The following is a 23088-nucleotide window of genomic DNA, read 5'->3' on the forward strand; positions in this document are numbered from 1 at the left end:
TAAATAGAAAAAACTTGAATTTTAAAGGTCCAGCTTGTTATTTATCAGGTGTCTTTATTTTTATTAGCTACTAAAACAATTACTCATCTCTTAAACTATCAACCGGGTTTAGAATCGCAGCCTTTATGGTTTGAAAACTAATGGTGATAAATGATACCAATAATGCACTTATCGCCGCCACAATAAATACCCACCAGTCTAGCGTGATGTGGTAAGCAAAATTCTCTACCCATCGGTGCATGGCATACCAGCCTAAGGGTACACTGATCAATACAGCACACAGGACCAGGGCCATAAAGTCAACACTCAATATGTTGACAATCTTGATCGTTGAAGCACCTAATACTTTACGGATACCAATCTCTTTAAAGCGTTGTTGCACAGCATACGCTGATAGTGCAAATAGTCCCATACAGGCGATAGCAATTGTAATGATGGAAAATAACTGCATTACCCGTGTTGTTTGCTGATCTTTGAGATATAACTTGTTATAATCATCATTGAGAAAGTGATATTCAAAACTGTTTTTTGAATCAATATCTTTTATAACAGCTTTGATCTGCGCAAGAACATCTTTTACCGGCGACGTCGGATTGAGTCGAATGAAAATATTGCCGAAATAATCATATTCTGGAAAAAGTACAATTGGTTTGACTTCGTTGTGTAATGATGCAAAGTTAAAACTCGCCACAACTTGTTTGATACTGCCCTTACGTCCGTTCAAATTGATTTTCTTTCCAATAGCCTGTTCAGGAGTAAAACCCATGGCGGATGCCGCAAGTGTATTCACTACAAACCCATATTCTGGTGAAATAGTGTCTTGCGCGCGCAAAATGTCCGCATCTGACAACGGTGCGCCGGCGACAGATGGAATATGAAAAACGGATACGAAATCTTTTTCAATCGGAATTGCAGTGACATCCATATCAAAATCATTGGGTTGGCCTTCGACCTCCCTAATGCTGTAGCCTCCTTGGATATTGACAGGATTGTCATACGAAGCAGTAACGCCCTGGACACTATTGAGCTGCATTAGCTTTTCTTTTAATAGCTGCCTTTCTTTATCTTGCCATCCTCGGCCATCAATGACCAGCATATCAGAGCGATCCAATCCAGTGTTTTTAGACTGGATAAAATCCATCTGTCTACCCGCAAATAAGGTGCAGATAATAAAAAATATAGAGATACTGAATTGAAAAGTAACGAGCACCTTGCTTAATGATATACCATGTCGTTTTTCAGTTAGTTTCCGCTTAAAAATGGAAATAGGTTTTGAACTAGCAATTGAATAGGCAGGCCAGCCACCCGACAGAAGCGTCAACAAGGCTATGAAAACAAGTAAAATCGTATAAAACCGAGGGTCTGTCCATACGGTTAATTTCATTTCGGTACCCATAAATGAACTGAATACGGGTAACAAAAGTACTGTAGTCAGAAGACTAAAAGCAACGGCTAGAAAAACCATGAGGCTACATTCAAAAAAGAACTGAAAGAATATCGTTTTCTTTGCTGCACCCAGAACTTTCTTGACACCGATTTCTTTCTTGCGTTCAAGCGCATGCGCTAATACCAAATTTGTAAAATTGATGCAGGTTAAAATAATAAGCGCAGCACCTAACGCCAGTAAAATATAGATATAAGTAATGTTTCCTGTACCTGCTGCTTTGGAGTGAAGATGGATATCGGTCAGCTTTTCTAGGATAAATCGAAATTGATAGCCCTGTTTTGTTGCTTCGGCGAATTTTGATTTTGTCATTTGGTCCAATTTCTGTTGGATCGAACCGAACTGATCTTTGTTTTTGAGGAGCGCTATAGTTATATCATTTGCAGATGACCAAGCCATTTCTTTGTAGCGTTCTAATCCTTTATTGGAAAGGAGTGCAGAGAAGTTCAACTGTGTATTTGTGGGCAGGTCTGCAATGATACCTGTGATTTTCCAGTTGACTTTGTCAATGGATAGTGTCTGACCGATGGCCGACTGATTGGGGAAATATTTCGCCGCGAGCTTTTTTGTTAAGACAATCTGATTTGGTTCTGCTAAGGCTGATCGTGAATCACCTTCGAGAAAGGTATAACCTAAAGTTTTAAAAACATTTTGGTCAGCATAAAGTAGGCCTTTTTCAGTTATTAGTGCCTCTTTGGATTCTATTTTACCGCCTTTGGAATAGCTGTAGAATCTGGTTGCCTGTTCTACATCCGGAAATTCAGCTTGTAAAGCAGGAGCTAAACCTGTTGGTGTTACCGCAGAATTTACTTCTTCCGTGCTATTGGGTGCTTTATAAGTGAGGCTAATATAAGCTAGACGGTCTGCATTGGGAAGGAAACGCTCATAACTGGATTCATGATAGATGTACGCTGCCAACAATAGAAAACATGTTATTCCGATGCTGAGGCCAAACATATTTAAAAGAGAAAATCCTTTGTTTTTTCTGATATTCCGCCAAGCAATTTTAAAATAGTTCTTTAACATGGTTATGAGCATTTAGACTGTTAATTAGGCTATATTCTTGTCACTTAGCTCGCTTTAGTAGAAGGCTCCGTTATTCGAAAAATAGCAAAGCCAAGTAGTTCAATTCGTTTGCCATAAATATAATGTATTGATTTTTAGGTTTTTGGTGTGTTTTTATGGCGGTTTTAAATGTTCGGAAACGGACAGTATAGTGTCCGTCCCCGAACAAATTGGTATTATTCGCTTCTTAAGGTTTTTACAGGATTTGCTAATGTTGCTTTAATCGCTTGGTAACTAACGGTTAATAAGGTGATGATTAGCGCGGTTAAGCCTGTGATAGCAAAGACCGTCCATGTAATTGATATGCGGTAGACATAGTCTTCGAGCCATGATTCCATGAGGAGATAGGCTAAAGGGGCTGCGACTAAAAAGCCAATGCCTGTGAGCCAAATGTATTCTGTGGAAAGTAGCCGCCACAAGCCAAGTTCTGACGCACCCAATACTTTACGAATGCCGATTTCTTTTTCTCGTTGCTCCGTAAGAAAGGAAACCAGCGCGTAGAGACCAAGACATGAAATGAGTATGGCCAACCCTGTAAATAAACTGGTCAAGCTCTTGATCATTTCCATCTGTTGAAACTCTTTGGCATATTCCTGATCCGTAAATGTATAATCAAAAATAAGATCAGGGTCTATGCGATTGAACGCTGTGGAAATCGCTTTTAGGTTTTGTTTGAGGTCTTGATTTTCATCCAGTTGAAGCGTTATTTTATTCTTTGGTAAAAATTTTAGAAAATAAGCCGTCGGTGTAATGGATTTGAAAGGAGATTCGGAAAGCGTATTTTGAATAATACCCAAGATGTGGTAATTGATACCGGCACGTGAAAGCTGTTTGCTGTTTAGATCGGTAACCCCCATAAATTTGGCCGCCGCTTCGTTCAGAATAACAGCAGTTGAATCTGTTTTGAAATCTTTTGAGAAATTGCGTCCTTTTATAAAATTCCACTGTACAGTATTCGCGAAGTTTTCATCTACGGTGAAGATCCCCATGATCGCACCGTCTTTGGAATCATTACCTTGCCAATTAAAGCCACCACCTGTTAAGGATAGGTGGTTCACAAAGTTGGAAGAAAGGGCGGCATCTGCCACAAGGCGCTGACCGATCAGCTCTTTTCGAAGTACATCAAAGTTTTTGACGATAGTTGAATTGGATGAAGTAATGTTTATCAAATTTGAACTTTTATAACCTATTGGACGATCCTTTGTGTAATGCAGTTGCTGAATCACCAGATAAGTGGATATCATCAGAAAAATAGAAATAGCAAATTGCACGATGACCATTGCCTTTCTACTTCTTGATCCGCCTTTTCGGCTGTTGATTTTACCTTTAAGGGCAAGAATAGGATTAAATGCCGATAAAAATAACGCCGGGTACATGCCTGCTAAAAGACCTATAACGCCTATTCCTACTAAGGAGTAGCCATAGAAACGAATATCGGTAAAAGGGATATGCAGTGTCGTATGTGTAATCGTTTTGACCCAAGGCAAAAGCAATGTCGCGAATAGAACAGCTAACAAAAATGCGCAGGCTACTGCGAGGATGGATTCCACAAGAAAGCCAGCAATAAGCTGCCGGCGATTGACGCCAACAGATTTTAAAACCCCGATTTCTTTTCCTCTTTTTAAGCTTCTCGCCGTACTCAGGTTAATAAAATTGATACTGGCCAATAAAATGATGAATACGCTTATCCAAACAAACATCCATACATATTGAATCTGTCCGCCTACGTTCTTTCCATTCTTGAACGAATCATATAAATGCCATTTGGACATCGGATGTAACAGGATCTCAGGTTTTATATCCGTCAGTTTTTTGTTGATGATATTGGTTAGTTTATTTTCCAAAGCGGGAACAAAGGCATCATTGTCGATTTTGGCGAAAGTGCTGAAATAGCAGCTGGACCAGCTTTCTTCAATACCTTGGTCTTTTGCAAGATAATCGACAAAGGGCAATACATAATCTAAGCCATAAAAAGTGTTGTTGTCAGGAATATCTTTATAAACACCTTGAACAGTATACTGTTCTTTGCCATTCAATTGAATTGTTTTCCCGATGATCTCTACCTTATCGAACAGTCGTTTTGCTAAGGATTCTGAAATTATGATGGTCGATGGATTGCTCGGTGTGGTACTATTTCCTTGTACAGATTCGAGAGAAAATAATTCGGCAAATTTTCCCATGGCGTAAAACCCTGGTGCATTAAGCTTCTTATCACCTACCTTAAGATTATTGCTCTCCATATTCGTGATCAGTGCTGCATCTTGCATTTCATTTTTGAAATCAGACGCGATCGTTTTGACCAAGGGAATAGGGGTGGAGCGATCAGTAGATTTCTCATCATTGAAAGTCCCGGTCATCATGACCTGATAAATATGTTGATAATTGCTGTAATGCTTATCAAAAGAAAATTGTTTCAGTACCCATAATGTACTTATCAGGGCAACAGTAAACCCCAATGCTAATCCCAAAATATTTATTGTTGTGTTTAAGGGACTGCGCCTCAAATTTCTCAGCGCTGTTTTTAGGAATAATCGAATCATTTTATGCTGTTGTTTTGGTTCTCAAATATAAACTATTCATCGTGCAAACTTTTTACAGGATTGGCGTATGCCGCTTTGATGGACTGGAAACTCACCGTAAATAATGCAATAGCAATGGTTATCCCCGCCGCATATAGAAATATGGTAAATGGGAGAGTCGTTCTGAAAGCAAAACCATCGAGCCAATTTATGCTGAAATATACAGCGATTGGTACTGCGATGACATTGGCTAAAATGACTAAGAGTAAAAATTCCTTGTTTAATAATTGTATAATACCGAATACCGTTGCGCCAAGGACCTTTCTGATACCAATTTCTTTGGTCCTAACCTGTGCGGTGTAGGTGCATAGTCCTAAGAGTCCTAAGCAGGAGATGACGATGGCAATCAGGGCAAAAAAATTGAATAAGGAGCCTTGTTTCTGCTCATTCGTATATTGCTTTTGATAGCTTTCGTCCAGGAAGCTGTAATTCATCGGCATATCATCATAATAACTTTTCCAGATCTGTTGCAAGGAGTTTAATGCGGATTTTGTACCAGAAGTTGTTGTTTTAAGGTATAGCTGCCAGCAATCTTTTGGGCTATATTGAAAGACCATAGGCTCAATCTTTTGTCTGGCGCTCGCATAATTAAAGTCTTTTACAACCCCAATAATAGTTCCCGGAACTGTTCGAATGCGTAAACGTACGCCAATCGGATCTTTTAAACCCATTTCCCGCGCTGCCGATTCATTGATAATGAAATGGGTTGAATCGGCTATGGAGCCTGTGAAATTACGACCTTGCGTAAGTTTTATCTTAAAAAAGTCGAGCGCCGATTGATCGGAATATGTCATATTGAACCAAAGATTGGATTTGCTTGGCTTTCCTTCCCAATCGTTGTCCCCAGTTGAAGCACCACCATAAACCATGTCGCGGCCAAGACGAATAACATCATCAATATCCTTATTTTTTAGAAGTTCGGTTTTGACAGCATCAAAATGTTTGGACATTTTTGGCGCCATAGTAACGGAAATAATATGATCCTTTTCGTAGCCTAAATTTTGATGTTTTATAAAATCCAATTGACGGCCAATAACAATTGTTAAGGTGATAAGAATTATAGAAACAGTGAATTGCAGGACAACCAGTATTTTTCGTGCACTGGAATTTTTTATGGTAAATCGACCCTTCAATACCTTAATTGGATCAAACTTCGATAAAAGCAGGGCAGGGTATACACTAGTAAGTACTAGTGTTCCCAAAAGCATAATCAGTACGCTTATCCATAACGTAGGATTAAAGAGCTGTAGCGAAATCTGCTTCCCTGAGAAATTATTAAATAGGGGGAGACCAATAAATACGAAGGCAAGTGCCAATGTTGATGCAATGACAAATAGTATGGTTGTTTCCAATATAAATTGGAAAAAAAGTTCCTTTCTACCTGCGCCGATAACTTTACGTATCCCCACTTCTTTGGCGCGCGACAACGACCGTGCAGTAGAAAGATTGATATAGTTAATACTTGCTATTACAAGAATCATAATCGCTACACCTATAAAAACTCGAACATTGTCAATTCCTGCATCACCCCCATCCATTTGGTAGAGATGCACCTTTGCGAGTGCTTGTGTAACGTAGGGGACAGGGGCATCCTCAGGTTTGTTCCTTTCGTGTATCGCCTGAAGCTTTTTTGAAACTGTAGCAAGATTTGCATCAGGCCTCAGCAGCAGATAGGTTTCGAATGAAAAATTGGACCAATCTTCATCCATGGAAGATAGAAAGGTCTTATTATCATAGGTCGTTTTATTTTTGATGTAGGCTTGCTCATTAAATCTCGAAATGGGAAGCAGAACCTGAAATTGAAAAGTAGAGTTTTCAGGATAATCAGCAATGACACCTGATACAACACAAAGGTCCTCGATACCCAATGTTACGGTTTTTCCAATTGGATTTTCATCACCGAAATACCGACGTGCCGTGCGCTGGGTGATTACAATGGAATTGTTGTCAGGGAAGGGTTGTTTTGAATTTCCCTGTAGTAGCGGAAAATCGAAAACCGTAAAATAACTGGGGTCTACAAATGCAAAATTCTTTTCATTAAATCTCTTCTCTTTATATTTAAGTGCAGCATCTCCAATTTTGAAAATACGTACTGCATCTTGGACTTCGGGAATTTCCTTTTTTGCAAAATTTCCTACGGGAGCAATGATGGATCCAAAGATTCGTTTTGATATCCCCGTTCCCCCTTCTATTCCAATTTTGTAAATGGAGCGCTGATGTTTATGGAATCGGTCAAAGGACAGCTCATCTTGTATCCATAGCAATAGGAATATCCCCACAACCATTCCTGCTGTTAATCCTAAAATATTAATGGCACTGTAGAATTTATTAGAAAAAATACTTCGCCATGCGGTTTTGATGAAGTTCTTTATCATTGTTATGGGGTTTTAAGTTCTTAATACATGTTATGAATACACATAAGCCTATTTCTTTTACTCGCTGATTTACTCATCCCTTAGACTATTGATCGGGTTTGCTTTTGCTGCAAAGACACTTTTGGTTGATAGTACAAGACTTGCAAAGGCAATCAATCCCAGTGCAGACAGTCCAAAAATCCAGGGACTTATCGTAGTTCGATAAACAAAGTCGTTCAGCCAGCTATGCATAAAATAATAAGCAATTGGAAAAGCTACCAGACAGGCTATTGCAACCAGTGATAGCAAATTCCGAAGCAATAAAAATGTGATCTGGAAAACAGATGCCCCCAGTACTTTACGGATTCCAATTTCTTTTGTGCGTTGATTCGCTGTAAATATGGCTAATCCAAATAAACCCAGTCCGGCGATGAGCATAGAGAGCCCTACCGCCCAGGATAAGAGTTTAGACAGCTGCTTCTCCTGCGTATAGAAGTTTTGGATGACCTCATCCACAAACCGCAGGTCTAATTCATCATCAGGAAAAACCGATTTGTAGCTTGACGTTATGTTATCAATGGCATTTTTCCAGTTTTCGGGATGCGATTGATCTAATGCAATATGGAGTACGTATCCTTCTTTGCTACCGGTATAAAGAACCGGTTTAACCGCCTGCCGGGCAGAGGCTAGATCAAAATCCTCCATGACACCAACGATGATATTTTGTCCATTTTCGAAAGTTTTGCCAATGGCATCCTGCGGATTTTTGATATGTAGTAGCTCAAGGCCCTTTCTATTAATCAGCATTTCACTGGTTGAATCCAATAAACGAATATTTCTTCCTGCTAAAAGTGGAATCTGATAAACATCTAAATAGTTTTCATCACCAGAGCGGCTATCAAAAGTCAAGGATTCCTTGTCCGGCGATTGATCGTAAGAGATTGCGGTAGTCATCCAGCCGTTCATCGCGGGTGCAATGTTCCCAAAACTGATTGCCTTAATATCCGTTAGCTTTTTGAGCTCATTTTTAAGGACTACACCTTTTGCCGAATTTTGGAAAGCTCCCGGAATGTAGACATTAACAATAGCGTCCTTTTGAAATCCCATGTCTCGATGGGAGACGTAATTGATTTGCCGGACAACAACCAGTACACAAATTAGAAAAGCCTGAGCTAATACAAATTGGAAAATAGTCAGTGCTTTGCGTATCCATGCGCTTCGGGAAAGATTCGTGTTTTTTCCAAGCTGGTTTTTGAGCGCCAATACAGGAGCGTATCCGGTCAATACCCACGCTGGATAAAACCCCGCAAGAATGGTGACCACGATAAGCTGCCCGAATAAGAATAAAAGAATAACAGTTTTGTCTAAACGGTCTAAACTTAAATTTTTGGGAATAAATCCTTCAAAGACATGTAGAAACAAAGGGAGCAATAAAACAGCGAGTAGTGTAGCTGATAGGGTAATCAGGAATGTTTCTAGTAAGAATTGTTTAATTAATGTTGCCTTAGAGCTACCCAGTGTCTTGCGAATACCCACTTCTTTGGCTCTTTCAATGGATTGTGCTGTGGATAGGTTAATAAAATTTACGGCCCCCAGGGCTAACAGAAAAAATGCAAGTAAAATGAGGTTGCGAAGCGCTTCAGGATGGGTCGCTTCATAATTAAATCTCGTGTCGAAATGAACATCAGATAGGGCTTGTAATTCAAGTTTGTCGTTGACTTTTTCACCTTCTTTGTATTTATATTTCTTCAGGAGATTCGCGATATTACGCGCTATTAAAAGAGGGTTACTTTGGGCTTTTGTTTTGATGAGGACCTGATGTGAATCCGATATGCTGTTCCAAGCTTCCCATGTATACATGTTTTTTAGATTGTTATCCTGAGGGATCGTCTGCTCAGCGATGAAGCTTTCAAAATTGAAATCCGAATTATGCTGTGGATTTTCAATAACACCAGCGACCTGAAGTGGGATACTATCTGCATAGATGATGGTTTTGCCAATCACATTTGCAGGCAGTTCTTTTCCATAAAACTTTTCTAATGTTTTCTCTGTAAGGATAATATTTCCGGATGAGTTCAAAGCCTTAGCGCTTCCGGCTAACCATTTTGAAGGGAAAATATCGAAGTATTGACTGTTCGTGAAAACTATCTTTTGTTCTTTTGGAAAAGTTTGAAATTTGTCTGTCGCCAGAGAAACTTTTAGCTTTTGGACATGGCTTCGATAAATCGGGGCTACGGCCTCCAAGTTGGGTAACTCTGCTTGCATGGTGCGCACCAACGGTACGTAGACGCCGGCATTTTTGAACTCTCCGTTATTGACAACACGATAGACCTGTTGTTGATTGGGAACATGTTTGTCAAAACTGTAGTCGTATTGGATCATCAGGAAAATAACCAGCGTTGCTGTAATACCAATCGCAAGACTCGTGATATTGATAAACGTGATCAACTTATGTTTTTTTAAAAAACGATAGGCTGTTTTAAGTGAATTTACAATCATTGTTATTTCGTTTTTTGTTAACCCTCTGATTTGATATACTCGTGTCGCTATTCGTCCCGTAGGCTATTGACAGGATTTTGGATAGCCGCCTTGATCGATTGAAAACTAATGGTCAGTACTGCCGCAAATAGTGCAAGTCCAGCGCCTAAGATAAAAGGTGTTGCCGTAAGATCGATGCGGTAGTAAAAATCTTCCAGCCACTTGCTACACGTCCACCAGGTCAATGGTGCGGCAATTAGGATACTGATTAAAATGAGCTGTACGAAGTTCTTTGCCAATAAATGAAAGATACTGGGAATACTTGCACCCAAAACTTTGCGTATACCGATCTCTTTGCTGCGTTGGAAAGCCGCAAGGGTAATTAGCCCAAAGAGACCCAAACAACCGATTAAAACAGCAACAATTGTACTTACGTTGATTAATTTGGCCAGATTTTGCTCTTTTTGATAAAGAGAGGCAATCGTTTCATCGTAAAATTTTACTTCGATCGGGTATTCCGGAAAAAAACGCGCATAGATTTTATTCATCGCTTCAATACTGGTTTTCCATTCCTTGCTGTTTCCCGATAATTTCATGTTAAAGGTATAGGCACTGCGACTAAAACTGCGCAAAGCCAAAGGTGTAATTTCTTTATAGAATTCCTGGGCATGAAAATCTTTAATAACGCCAACGATCGGGAAAGTACTGTCTTCTTGACCAATTGACTTCCCGATAGCATCTTGAGGGGAATTGAAACCGAATGCCTTGACAGCAGATTCATTGATAATATAGGCATTGACAGTATCTGATTGTGGTAGGTTATTTCCCGCGATTAGCTTCATGTCATATACAGCGAGGTAATTTGGATCTGCATTTTTAAAGAAAATATCCGATGAAATTTTCTCTTTTAACGTAGGGTCTTGTCGATGAAACCATGATGATGAATAATTATTTGATAAGGGCTTGCTACCGATTGACGCTGCCGAAACACCTTTTATTTTTTGGATCTCATGTAGGAGTGTTTGTTTCTTACTTTGATCCAGTTTTTCCTCATAAAACTTATTGATAAGTTTGGATGGGAGGTCAAAAGTAACTACTGCATTTTTGTCAAATCCCATATCTTTGTTGAGGGTATAAGATAGCTGTTGCCCGATAATGAGTGCTGAAACCGTAAAGAATTGAGCAATAAAGAATTGGAATACAATCAACGTTTTCCGAAGGTTGATTTGTGTTTTTCCGATTTGAAACTGCTTGCCAGCCCGAAATAAATTGACAGGCTGTACCTTTTTAATTAACCAAGAAGGATATGCCGAGGAAATTAAAGTCGTTACGGTCAGTAAAACTGCGATAAACAGCATTGATGTCGTCGAACTTGTAAAATCCTTTACTTTCTCCGGAATCATTTCCTGAAAATAGAAAAAGGCCAGTTTCGTCAGAAAGACCGAACAAACAAGTGCAATGGCAATGGTTAAAAGCGATTCAAAAATAATTTGGCTAACCAATTTTCCCTGACTACTTCCCAATGTTTTACGGACACCAATATCTTTACTCCGCGCTGGGATTTGTGCCGTACTAAGATTGATATAGTTGATACAGGCCAAAAGCATCAGAAAGGCAGCTACGGCAATTAATCCATATATAACGGTTTTGCTTGTTCTTTCGGCGTACCATTCTTTTATGTGGACTGCAAAATGGGAATCTTTTAGTGGCATGACCACGACCTTACGGTTGTAGTCAAACTTAGGTTTTTTTTCCTGGCTGAATTCCTGCCATTTTTTTTGTCCGATTTTATTGATAGTTGCCTGGATTGGAAGGTCTTTTACACCATCTTTTAATCGGATATAAAGTCTGTCAGTACCATTGGTATTCGTCCAGACATTCAGTGGGTAGACTTCTTCTTTAAGCAAGACGAATTCTGTGCCATTGAACTCCGTGTTGAAGCCAAGGTCATCAATAATACCAGTTACTGTTTTGGGTATACTGTCGTTATAAAAGATGGTTTTGCCGATTAAGCCCTGGGCAGCCTGGTTTGGGAAATAAATGGCTGCCCTTTTTTTTGTCAATACGATGTCGTTGGCAGTTGAAAATGCTTTCTCAGGTGAACCTGCTAACCATTTGTAGCCAACGAGCTTGAAGTAGTCGCTGGTAGTCTCCGTCACATTGCCTTCAGCCTCATCAAAGTCCTCGACAAGTTTTTGATTTTTTTGTCCCTTGTTGATTGTGACAGATTCCATTTGATAATTTCTGAATGCTGGAGCGACCAGTTCCACGCCCGGAATTTCTTTTCGGATGGCCTGATAAAATGGCTTGGCCAATCCCCCATTGTAATTATCCTTGCCATCATTTTTAAACTGAGAAATGATCCGATAGGTTCGATCAAGCTGAGGAACTCCAGCTTCAAAACTATACTCATAATTGACAATCTTAAATATGACCCAACATGACGTAATACCGATGGCTAGTCCAATAATATTTAATAGGGAGAATAGTTTATTCTTCCAAAGTTGTCGAATTGCCGATTTTAATAGGAGGTTGTTCATAGCTGGAATATCGTGATGGGATTAAATTATATTGTTATTCGTCTCTTAAACTATCTACAGGATTTGCCTTGGCAGCCTTGAGTGTTTGAAAACTCACCGTTACTAATGCGATAATGATTGTAGCAAAACCAGCAAAGACAAACATCCACCATTGTGGTTCAATGTGATACGCAAAGTTGTCAAGCCATTTTTTCATTGCCATCCAAGATAGCGGTGTCGCGATGAGGAGAGCTACAGCCAATAACTTGATGAAGTCGGAAGAGAGTAGGAGGATTAAATTATAGATGGATGCACCGAGAACTTTCCGTACGCCGATTTCTTTGGTCCGCTGTTGGGCTGTATACGTAACAAGTCCCAATAAACCTAAACAGGCAATAAAAAGTGCCAGTCCGGAGAAGGCTGTAAAAAGTCTTCTAAAATTAAAATCCGCTTCATATTGTCTATTGAAATTGTCGTCGAGAAAGCTATATAAAAATGGACGGTTTGGTACAAGTTCATTCCACAGCTTGCCGATTCTGGCAACGGTCTCAGGCTGGTTTACATGTTGGATATTCAAGGTTAAATACCGGCTGCTGCTTGGTTCAAGTCGCAAAGCTAAAGGCTCAATCTTACGGTGTAAAGAAAGGTAATTGAAATCTTTCACTACACCGATAACCGTTCCTTCTCTTCCCCATTGACGAAATTGCTTGCCAATAATATCTTGTGGATTTGAATAGCCCCATTGTTTTGCAGCAGATTCATTGATAACAAGTGAATGGGCCGTATCCGCTGGGAAATCCCTGGAATAGGCACGCCCAGCGGCCATTTGCAGACCAATATTAGGAATAAAGTCAACATCGACTTCATATAAGAAAGGAGCAAATTGACTCATCGTTCCGTTTGCTGACATGATTTCTGTTCCTGCATTTGGAAAAAATGTTCCCGGTACCGTACGTGATGCCGTGACAGACAATACATCTTTATCTTTTGCTAGTGTAGATTTTATCGCTTCCAGGTTATTGTTTACCTTATCATCGAAATTATAATCTATCACAAGCCGTTGATCTTTTTGAAATCCAAGATCTCGGTGCTGTAATTGATCTAGTTGAGAAAAGACGACGACTGTACCTGCAATGAGCGCAATAGAAAGGCAAAATTGGAAAACAACTAATACGCGTCGTAATAATGTACCCCCTTTGCCGTTGCTATAACTTCCTTTAAGTACTGCAATCGGTTTGAAATTTGCTAGAATCAACGCGGGATAGCTGGCAGCAAGAAGTCCTGTAAAAATGGTAGTGAATAGGAATATTGCCCAGGTCGTCCCATTTTTCAGGGATGAATAATTGAGGTGTTTGCCCGAGAATGCTTCCAAAAAAGGGAGAAAGGCCATAACGAGCAGTATCGCCAAAATACTACTGACGAATACAAGAACCAATGATTCAGACATAAACTGAAAGATCAGATTGCTTTTGCTTGCTCCTATGGTTTTTCGTACGCCGACTTCCTTTGCTCTTTCCATTGACCTTGATGTAGCCAGATTCATAAAGTTCACACAGGCGATCAGTAAGATGAATCCGCCAATAATGCTGAATATGTATAAATTCTGATAGCTTCCATTGGTACCGGGTTGACGATCCGCAGACGAGTGCATGTAAGCTTGCAGAAGTGGCTCGATATGGAAATTGTATTTTGCATTTGGGTTTTCATTTGTTGGGAGATGCCGCTTGAGAAACTCCGGTATTTTCTGGTCGAACTTTACAGGATCAAAGTCTTTTGAAGCGAGAAAGTACGTGTAGAAGTCTACATAATCCCAGCCTTCTTTATTAAATACGTCTGGCCGTGCTTTTCGGAATGTACTCATCGAGAGCAATGCGTCGAACGTAAAATGTGAATTAGGGGGGACATCGGCCATTACTGCCGTTACAGTATATAGACCTGCGTCAGCACGACCAGCAGCTAAACCTCCCTCAAGCGTCTTGCCAATGGGATTTTGATCTCCGAAATATTTCTTAGCGGTACTTTCTGTTAATACGACAGAATAGGCGTTCTTTAAGGCTGTATGCGGATCGCCGGCCAAAACCTTCCAACTGAAGACATCAAATGCAGTAGAGTCCATGAAAAATACATTTTCCTCCTGGAATCTTTTATCGCCTTGTTTGAGCAGGATAGATGTTTGCCCTGAAAATTGAACGACCTTTTCGATTTCAGGGAAATCTGCTTTGATGGCTTCACCGATTGGACCATTGCCCCAGATTTGATGCTGCTCTGTGCTGCTTACATCTTTATAGTCATGGACGATGCGGTAAATTCGATCTTTATTCACATGATATTTGTCGTATGACAATTCATTTTGTACATAAATTGCTATCAATAGACAACAGGCTAATCCTATTGCCAAGCCAATTATGTTTATGGTTGAATACCCTTTATTTTTGGAGATATTGCGCCAGGCTATTTTTATATAGTTCTTGATCATCGCTTTATTCTTTAGTTTTAGTGTATCAATATGTTTAATCCACTTTTACTGTATTTTTCTTATTATTCGTCTCTTAAACTATCTACGGGATTGGATAAAGCTGCCCGAACAGCCTGATAGCTGACGGTGAAAATGGCGATCAGCAAGGCCAAGATACCACCGAAGACAAATGTTTGCACCTCTAGATCTGTTTTATAGGCAAAATTGCTTAACCATTGTTTCATCAGGTAAACTGCAATAGGGCAGGCAATCAGAATGGAAATGGAGACGAGTATCACGAAATTTTTCCCCAATAGCCGGACGACTCCAAAGGTGCTAGCGCCAAGAACTTTACGGATGCCAATTTCCTTTACACGCATTTGCGCTTCGTGAGTTGCCAACGCAAACAGACCTAAAGCAGATATAAAAATGGCGATGCCAGCGAAAATATTGAACAACAAACCTGTGCGCTGCTCGGATTTATATAGACTATCAAATTGCTGATCAATGAAAGTATATTTGAAAGGGGCGTCTGATGGATAGCGGTTATAGATCTTTTCTAAAACTTTAATGGCCTCAGGGGCTTTTGTCGTACTCGTTTTAACATAAAGTGTGCCCGATCCCCAGCGCGTCCAGAAGACCATTGGGCCTATTTTATCTTTGATGGATTTGAAGTGGAAGTCTTTCACAACACCGATAATTTGTCCAGGGAAATCGTGGAAACTCATATTGGATCCCACGTACGGCGGTTTTAATCCCATCTGTTTCGCCAAAGTCTCGTTGATGATATAGCCGGACGAATCAACCGGCATTCCGCTAAAGTTTTTTCCTTCCAGGAATTGCATGTTCATCAAAGGAATAAAATCCTTATCGATGGTCGCTTGAGCAACAATGAGTTTGTTGTCTTTGGACTTGCCGGGCCAATCGATATCGCCCGTGGCATTTCCAAAATCGGTCATGTTGTATAAACTTGATAGGGAAACCCCTTGTATCGCCTCATTGCTTTTTAGTTCAGCACGTATCGCGTCCATATGTTTGTAAGCCTCCTCAGGAAGACCAAGCGTTAGTACATGATCTCTATCATACCCCAAATTGATCTTTTGGATAAAGTCCAATTGCTTTTTAATAATCAGCGTACATACAATTAGCGTTACGGAGAGCGTAAACTGGAAAACCACCAATATTTTACGCATGGTATTCGAGGAAACACCTTTTATTGATTTTCCTTTTAACGAATGAATGGGATTGAACGAGGAAAGCTGTATCGCAGGATATATGCTGGACAGTCCCAATGTGCCTATAATTGCTGCCCCAATATACAGCCATATCGTTGTGTTATGGAAAGATAGACTGATTGATTTTTGTGCGATCTGATTATATCCGGTATGAAGGATCACGATAAGGATGAAAGCGATCAGTAGTGAACAAAGAAATACAACAACAGTTTCGGTGATAAATTGTAGGAATAAATGGAGACGGTTGGCGCCGATTATTTTACGGATACCAACATCTTTCGCCCGATCCAATGCTCTTGCAGTACTTAGATTGACATAATTTACCGCACCGATCACCAGGAGCAATATCGCAATGATCCCAAAAATCTGAACCATGCGAAGTGTCGATTTATTTCCGTCAGGAGCGATTAAATGCATGGTTTTGAGTGGATCTAAAACAAATATAGTCGAGTTTTCACCGTCGCGGGCTTTGGTATAAGTGTCTGTGACCGATTTTCCGATAAGTGCTGCAGAAGCATGAGGTTTGACTTTAATATACGTTGAAAAACTATAGTTGCCCATATCTTCATCTATTGTTTTCCATTTACCGTTACCGCCCCAGTTTGTAAACCGCTGTGCATGATACCCCAGTGGGATAACGACATCGAATTGCATCGAGGAGTTTTGTGGAATATCGTTTAGGATACCTGCTACGGTGAAGAGATCTTTCTGATAACGGAAAGTTTTTCCAATGGCTTTTTGCGTACTAAAAAGTTTTTCAGCAGTTGATGGGGTGATAAGTGCCTGTTTATAATTTTCCTGAAAACCTGCAAGCGAGCCCTCTTTCAAGGGGAAATGAAACATCTTGAAAAAATTACCATCGACATAATAGATGTTCATATCAGTTACCGGACGTTTCAGTTTGTCATTGACCAACGTGGTATTGTAATCCTGTGAAACACGCGTTGCGTAATCTACCTCTGGTACATTTTGGGCATAGTTTCCTATAGGCCCGGGGGATGTCCCCCATATCGAACCGTTGTGCTCGGGATCCAAATGAGAATTGACTTTGTAGATCTGTTCAAAGTCTGGGTGGAATTTATCAAAGCTCTTTTCGTCCTGTACCCAGAAAATAATTAATATGGAGGCAGTAAGGCTGACCGACAGACCTAATATATTGATCGCGGTATAGAATTTTCTTTTCCTTAATTCTCTAATTGCGGTTATTAAATAGTTCTTTATCATGGTGATAGGCTTTCTTTGATTAATTTTGTTTTTTTGTCACTCCTTGTGGCGCTTTATTCAAAACAAGGATTGTGATGGGATCATGACTGATTCCCATCATTCTCCTTGATCACTATTGAGCTTCTTTACTATTTTATTCATCTCTTAAACTATTTACTGGGTTTGCACGCGCTGCTTTTATGGATTGGTAGCTCATCGTAAAAAATGCAATAAGTAGGGTTGCGGCTGCCGGAATGATAAACATCCACCAGGATAGATCTATTTTATAAGCAAAATCATTCAACCATTTGTGCATCGCCCACCAAGCAATTGGGGTAGCGATCAAAATAGAAATGAGTATAAGTTTGATATAATCTTTTGATAATAATCCAATAATCCCCAGTACCGTACTTCCCAACACTTTTCGAATACCAATTTCTTTTGTACGCTGTACCGTCGTGATGGTAACCAGGCCGATCAATCCCAGGCAGCTGATGAGAATTGTCGTCGATGTAAATAGATTGATGATCTTCGAGAATTTTAGATCACTGCTATAAAGTTCTTTGATTTGCTGATCATAGAAATCATATTTGAATGGCGCTTTTGGATAATATTTTTGCCATTCTTTTTCAATCTGTTTTAATGTTTCGGGCCAGGTAGCTGAATTATTATTGAGTTTGACACTTAGTCTGTTTAATTCCCATTTTTTAATGGAACTCAGCATAACGACAGGCTGAATGGCTGCATGGAGATTTTTTGTGTGAAAATTGTCGGTTACCCCCACAATCTGACGCTGTTTGTCGGTATACGTAACAAAGCTCCCTACAGCATTTTCAGCAGATTTAAAACCTAATTTTTGAACGCTGGCTAAGTTTAACACGATGCCTGTGCTGGTATCGGCCAATTGCAGCGGGCGGCCAGCAAGCATTTTAAAATTATAGAGCTTAAAGTTATCTTGGTCGACAAATTTCATTTGTACATCGGCTTGTACCTGTCCCGTATCACTTTTGGCAAACAAGGCATTTCCCCAATGGTCGTTACTCATGGGCAGATGCCCCAAGGAAGCCTGCTCTACACCTGCGATGTGCTTAATCGCTTGTTTGAAAACAAAAGGATCAACATTACTGTCCTGATAGCTTTTACTCGGGAAACGTAGGGTAATGATCGCATCCTTATCGAAGCCGTAGTTATTCTGTAGTGCATGTTTCAATTGTAGACCAATGATGCAAGTTGAAATAACAAATAGCTGGGCAATCAAAAATTGAAAAACAATGAGCATTTTTCGAAAAGAAAGATTGCCAAATTTGAGCGTTTGCGCATTCGAGATTTTAATGACTTCAACAATCTTGACTTTGTTTGTCAATAAAATCGGATAACCTGAGGAAATTAAGGTAATCGTAATTGTAAGTGTTGCTAAAAATAGCGATACACCCCAGGGATCTGGATATAGCTTGAGCTGATCGGGAATATATGCTGCTAAAACTGTTTGAATGAGAATAAGTAAAGGCCAAGATAAAAGCACCGAAAAAGCCGTAATGCAGAATGTTTCTAGCAGAAAGGACTTTGTAATTCTTTTCTGGCTTTCTCCCAATGTCTTTCTGATACCAATTTCCTTGGCGCGTTGTGGAATTTGGGCTGTAGCGAGATTGATGTAATTGACACAGGCGAGTAAGAGCAAAAATATACCTATGCCGATAAGACCGTACATTATTTTCTGATCAACATTATTTTGCGCGTAAGAAGTAAAATGTAAGTCTTTTAAAGGAACTGTATTTACATGCATTTTAAATCCAAACTTGTCAAATTCAGCATGTGTCATCTCATACGCCTTTTTGTCGGCTGTCTTTATGAGGTTAGGAAGGGAAGCCGATGATTTTACCTTAATAAAGAGCTGCCAATTGGAATTTGAATTGTTCCAGTTTGTGCTATTCCATTCCTGTTCTGGAATCCGGATAAATTCTTTACCCAAAAAGCTGCTTGGATGCGCTAGATCTTTTACAATACCGGCGACATTGTACAATGTACTATCATAGGATAAGGTCTGTCCTATGATTTGGTCTATTGACGTGTTTGGGAAATACAATTTAGCCCGCGATTCTGTCAGGATGACTTCATGGCTATTTTTTAGTATATTCCTTTGGTCGCCAGCTAACCAAACATAAGGTGTCATTTTGAAATAGTCTCCCGTGGTACCGATGATTTCGGGCTGATCTTCAAACTCTATTTTCTGCGCTCCGCGATTATTACTGACACGCTCGAAGTATTGTTTAAAGATGGGTACTGTCAGTTCAACATTGACAAAGTTTTCCTTGATATATGCCGGTAATGGTGCGGGAACACCATCGAAATGATCCAATTTATCCCTTTCCTCATAGGAGGTATGGACCTTGTAAATCTGCTCACTTTCTGGATGATGCTGGTCAAAACTAAATTCATAATTGACGATACGGAAAATTAGCCAACAGGCACTTATTCCGATGGCAAGCCCAAATACATTTAAAAATGTGAAAAGACGGTTGCGCCATAGTTGTCTGAAAATTAATTTAATCGTGCTCATCATCTATAGGTTATTAGGAGTAATATCTTGGTTATATATGAGTTGTCTTATACAGAAGTTGTTTCCATAATCACTTGTCCGTCTAGCATGCGGATTACACGGTCAGAGAATTTTGCATCGTGCTCACTGTGTGTTACCATGACGATGGTTGTGCCAGCCTCGTTCAATTCAGTCAGGAGTTGCATAACTTCGTTTCCGTTATTGGAATCGAGGTTACCCGTAGGCTCATCGGCAAGGATCAGTTTGGGATTATTGACAACCGCACGAGCGACAGCCACACGTTGCTGTTGACCTCCGGAAAGCTGTTGTGGGAAGTGATTGCGACGGTGCATGATCTGCACTTTTTCCAAAACTTCTTCTACACGTTTTTTGCGTTCTGCTGCTGGAACATTGGTATAAACCAGTGGAAGTTCCACGTTTTCAAATACGGTCAGCTCATCGATCAAATTGAAGCTCTGGAACACAAAACCAATATTATGTTTGCGAAGATCTGAGCGACCGCGTTCTTTGAATTTGGCAACTTCAATCTCGTTGAACAGATAGCTTCCTTCATCCAAATCATCCAATAGACCAATGATATTGAGTAAAGTCGATTTCCCACAGCCCGAAGGCCCCATTACAGCAACAAACTCTCCCTCTTTGACATGGATATTGAGGTTGTTTAATGCGACGGTTTCAACTTCTTCTGTGCGGTAATACTTTTGAAGATTTGTGATTTTGATCATATTTTTTGTGCTCATGGTTTTTATGTTTTGTATCCTTGGCGAAATTGCTTTGGACAGTTACTGTTTCTGTTATTAAATTCTTTTTTAGTGTTTATTGATCTCTTAAAGTCTTTGTCGGATTGGCTATCGCTGCTTTAAATGCCTGTGAACTGATGGTCAATAGGGCAATGATAATAGCTGTCAGACCACTGATGATAAAAATGGTCCAGGAAATATCGATATGATGTGCATAATTAGTTAGCCATTTGCTCATGATCATCCACGCAATAGGAAAGGCAATGATACATGATATTGCTACAAGAATGACAAATTCACGGTTGAGCATTTGGATAAGTCCCGAAACAGAGGCGCCCAAGACTTTACGAATGCTGATCTCTTTTGCGCGTTGCTCTGTTGCAAAGGCGGCTAAACCAAATAGACCTAAGCAGGATATAATGATAGACATCAGTGCAAATACACTGGATAGTTGCTGTACAAAAAGCTCCGCTTTAAACTTATTATTGAAACTATCATCTAAAAATTTATAGTCAAAAGGGAAGCCTGGGTTATTTTTGACGATGACCTTCTCGATTTGTTGAATGGCATCTGGTAAATCTACTCCAGCCTTTGTCTTGATGGTCATAATCCCATTATCTCTATTCATTGGTAGAAACAGCATCGGCTCAGGATCGGCATACACATTGTTATAAACGAAGTTCTTGACGACACCGGCGATGGTAAACTTTGCCTCACCGTAGCTGATGATGTTACCGGCCACAAGGCCATCTTTTTTGATCAGTTTTGCAAATGCTTCGTTGATGACAACCGATGTGCTGTCGCCTACAAAATTTTGATGAAAATTTCTACCGTCAAAAAGTTTTAAGTCTAAAGCTGGAATAAGGCCCTCATCAGAAAGTAACATACCAATCAAAATACTGGCATTTGGATCTTTTCCCTCCCAGCTAAAACCGGACGTATTGGAGTTGATATTGAGGATACTCATGTCACTGACACCGACTTCTTGCACAACTCCAGTTGCTAATAATTGATTTTTAATGAGTGGCAGATGTTTGGCCATATCGCCTTGTAGCGCTGTAGTCAACACCTGACTCTTATCAAAACCGAGATCTCTGTTCTTGTTGTGCTGAATCTGTTGGTAGATGATAATGGTACAGATAATTAAAACAACTGAGGCTGTATATTGCAGGATGACCAACCCTTTACGGACGAGACTTCCACTACCGGCCTTCTGTTTCGCCCCTTTGATCGTTGAAAGCGGCTTGAATGCCGAAAGGAAAAATGCGGGATAGCTACCTGCAAATAATCCACATGCTAATGTTATTGTCGTTAAAAATAGCAGGTGTGAGGGGGCTAAAAGATTAACCTGAAGATCCTGGCCTATCATGGTGTTGAACGGCCTGATGAAGATATAGATTAGTAATATAGCAACAAGAGAGGAAATAATTGCCAAAACAAGGGATTCTCCCAAGAATTGCACAATGAGCGATTTGCGACTTGCACCAACCACTTTGCGCATCCCAACTTCTTTTGCTCTTTTTTCAGATCTTGCAGTTGCAAGATTCATGAAATTGATACAGGCGATCAGCAAGACAACCCATGCAATGAAGGTAAATAAACGGATATTTTTAATGCCACCTTCTTTTTCAATACCACTGTTATCAAACTGATTGTAGGTAATCCAACGTTCCATTGGATAGAGGAAATTCTGTGAAAAAGTGACTTCACCATTGGTCTTGTGTTTGACGAAATCCATCATCTGCTTGTTAATCTGATCGACGTTGGCATTATCTTCGACCTGAACCAGCGTTTGAACACTATTGTTCCCCCAATTTTTTAGAAAATCCTGACCTGCTTCAAATTTTTTGAAAGGGATGAGCCATTGAAAATCATAGCTGCTATTTTTGGGGAGGTCCTTGATTACCCCCGCAATAATAAATGGCTCACTATTGTTTGTTTTGACGGTTTTTCCCAAGGCAGGACGGTTGCCAAATAATTTCTTCGCTGCAGTTTCTGATAATACAATGTTATTGACCTGATCAAAGGCAGTCTTTCGATCCCCTTCAAGAAATGCAAGGGATAGCACATCAGCGATGCTTCCATCGGCATATACACCATTTTGAAATATATTATTGTCTCCGACGGAAAACAGCATTGGCGAATTCCAGCTTATGCGTACTGCATGCTTGATGCCTGGGATTTCTTTCGCTATGCTTTGGGCAAAGGGTCCTGGGGTAGATTCAAATACATAGGTGGCTCCATCGTATGTCTGTTTTGATTTGACAATGTAGATATCCTTTTTGTTGGCGAAATTATCGTTGAAGCTCAACTGATTTTCAACCCATAAAAAAATCAACGATGCCGCAGCAATCCCGACCGCCAGTCCAAAAATATTGAGAAAGCTGTAACCTTTGGTTTTCCAAAGGTTACGAAGTGCGGTTTTAATAAAGTTTTTAATCATCGTATATCTTGTATTA

General features: G+C 39.9%; 10 protein-coding genes. All 10 read right to left on the bottom strand.

What is annotated here, in order from left to right; translation table 11 throughout:
- Nucleotides 1-79: 79 nt before the first annotated feature.
- A complete protein-coding gene (locus tag B4N43_RS18270) occupies nucleotides 80-2470 on the bottom strand; it encodes an ABC transporter permease (protein ID WP_075991160.1) in 2391 nt (796 codons plus the stop codon).
- Between the two features lie 215 nt (nucleotides 2471-2685).
- Nucleotides 2686-5049 (bottom strand): FtsX-like permease family protein, encoded by a 2364-nt coding sequence (locus B4N43_RS18275; RefSeq protein WP_286735825.1) that lies wholly within the window; start codon nucleotides 5047-5049, stop codon nucleotides 2686-2688.
- Between the two features lie 32 nt (nucleotides 5050-5081).
- The gene (locus tag B4N43_RS18280; protein ID WP_145329956.1) at nucleotides 5082-7463 is read right to left on the bottom strand and encodes an ABC transporter permease; all 2382 of its coding nucleotides are present in this window, start codon (nucleotides 7461-7463) and stop codon (nucleotides 5082-5084) included.
- Nucleotides 7464-7532: 69 nt separating this feature from the next.
- Complete coding sequence (locus B4N43_RS18285) at nucleotides 7533-9941, bottom strand: ABC transporter permease (protein WP_145329958.1); 2409 nt, start codon at nucleotides 9939-9941, stop codon at nucleotides 7533-7535.
- A gap of 47 nt (nucleotides 9942-9988) precedes the next feature.
- Nucleotides 9989-12460: an ABC transporter permease gene (locus B4N43_RS18290; protein ID WP_286735826.1), complete on the bottom strand. Its 2472-nt coding sequence runs from the start codon at nucleotides 12458-12460 to the stop codon at nucleotides 9989-9991.
- Between the two features lie 34 nt (nucleotides 12461-12494).
- Nucleotides 12495-14915: an ABC transporter permease gene (locus tag B4N43_RS18295; protein ID WP_075991165.1), complete on the bottom strand. Its 2421-nt coding sequence runs from the start codon at nucleotides 14913-14915 to the stop codon at nucleotides 12495-12497.
- Between the two features lie 62 nt (nucleotides 14916-14977).
- Nucleotides 14978-17353 carry an ABC transporter permease gene (locus tag B4N43_RS18300; RefSeq protein WP_075991166.1) on the bottom strand — a complete coding sequence of 792 codons (2376 nt, stop codon included), beginning with the start codon at nucleotides 17351-17353 and terminating at the stop codon, nucleotides 14978-14980.
- 133 nt (nucleotides 17354-17486) lie between these two features.
- Nucleotides 17487-19892 (bottom strand): ABC transporter permease, encoded by a 2406-nt coding sequence (locus B4N43_RS18305; RefSeq protein ID WP_083663489.1) that lies wholly within the window; start codon nucleotides 19890-19892, stop codon nucleotides 17487-17489.
- A 44-nt stretch (nucleotides 19893-19936) separates the two neighbouring features.
- Nucleotides 19937-20614, bottom strand: a complete 678-nt coding sequence (locus tag B4N43_RS18310) for an ABC transporter ATP-binding protein (RefSeq protein WP_046672289.1) — start codon at nucleotides 20612-20614, stop codon at nucleotides 19937-19939.
- A gap of 91 nt (nucleotides 20615-20705) precedes the next feature.
- Nucleotides 20706-23072: an ABC transporter permease gene (locus B4N43_RS18315; RefSeq protein WP_286735827.1), complete on the bottom strand. Its 2367-nt coding sequence runs from the start codon at nucleotides 23070-23072 to the stop codon at nucleotides 20706-20708.
- Between the last annotated feature and the right edge of the window lie 16 nt (nucleotides 23073-23088).

The sequence above is a fragment of the Sphingobacterium sp. UBA1897 genome (genome assembly GCF_002337775.1).
GTDB classification, from domain to species: domain Bacteria; phylum Bacteroidota; class Bacteroidia; order Sphingobacteriales; family Sphingobacteriaceae; genus Sphingobacterium; species Sphingobacterium siyangense.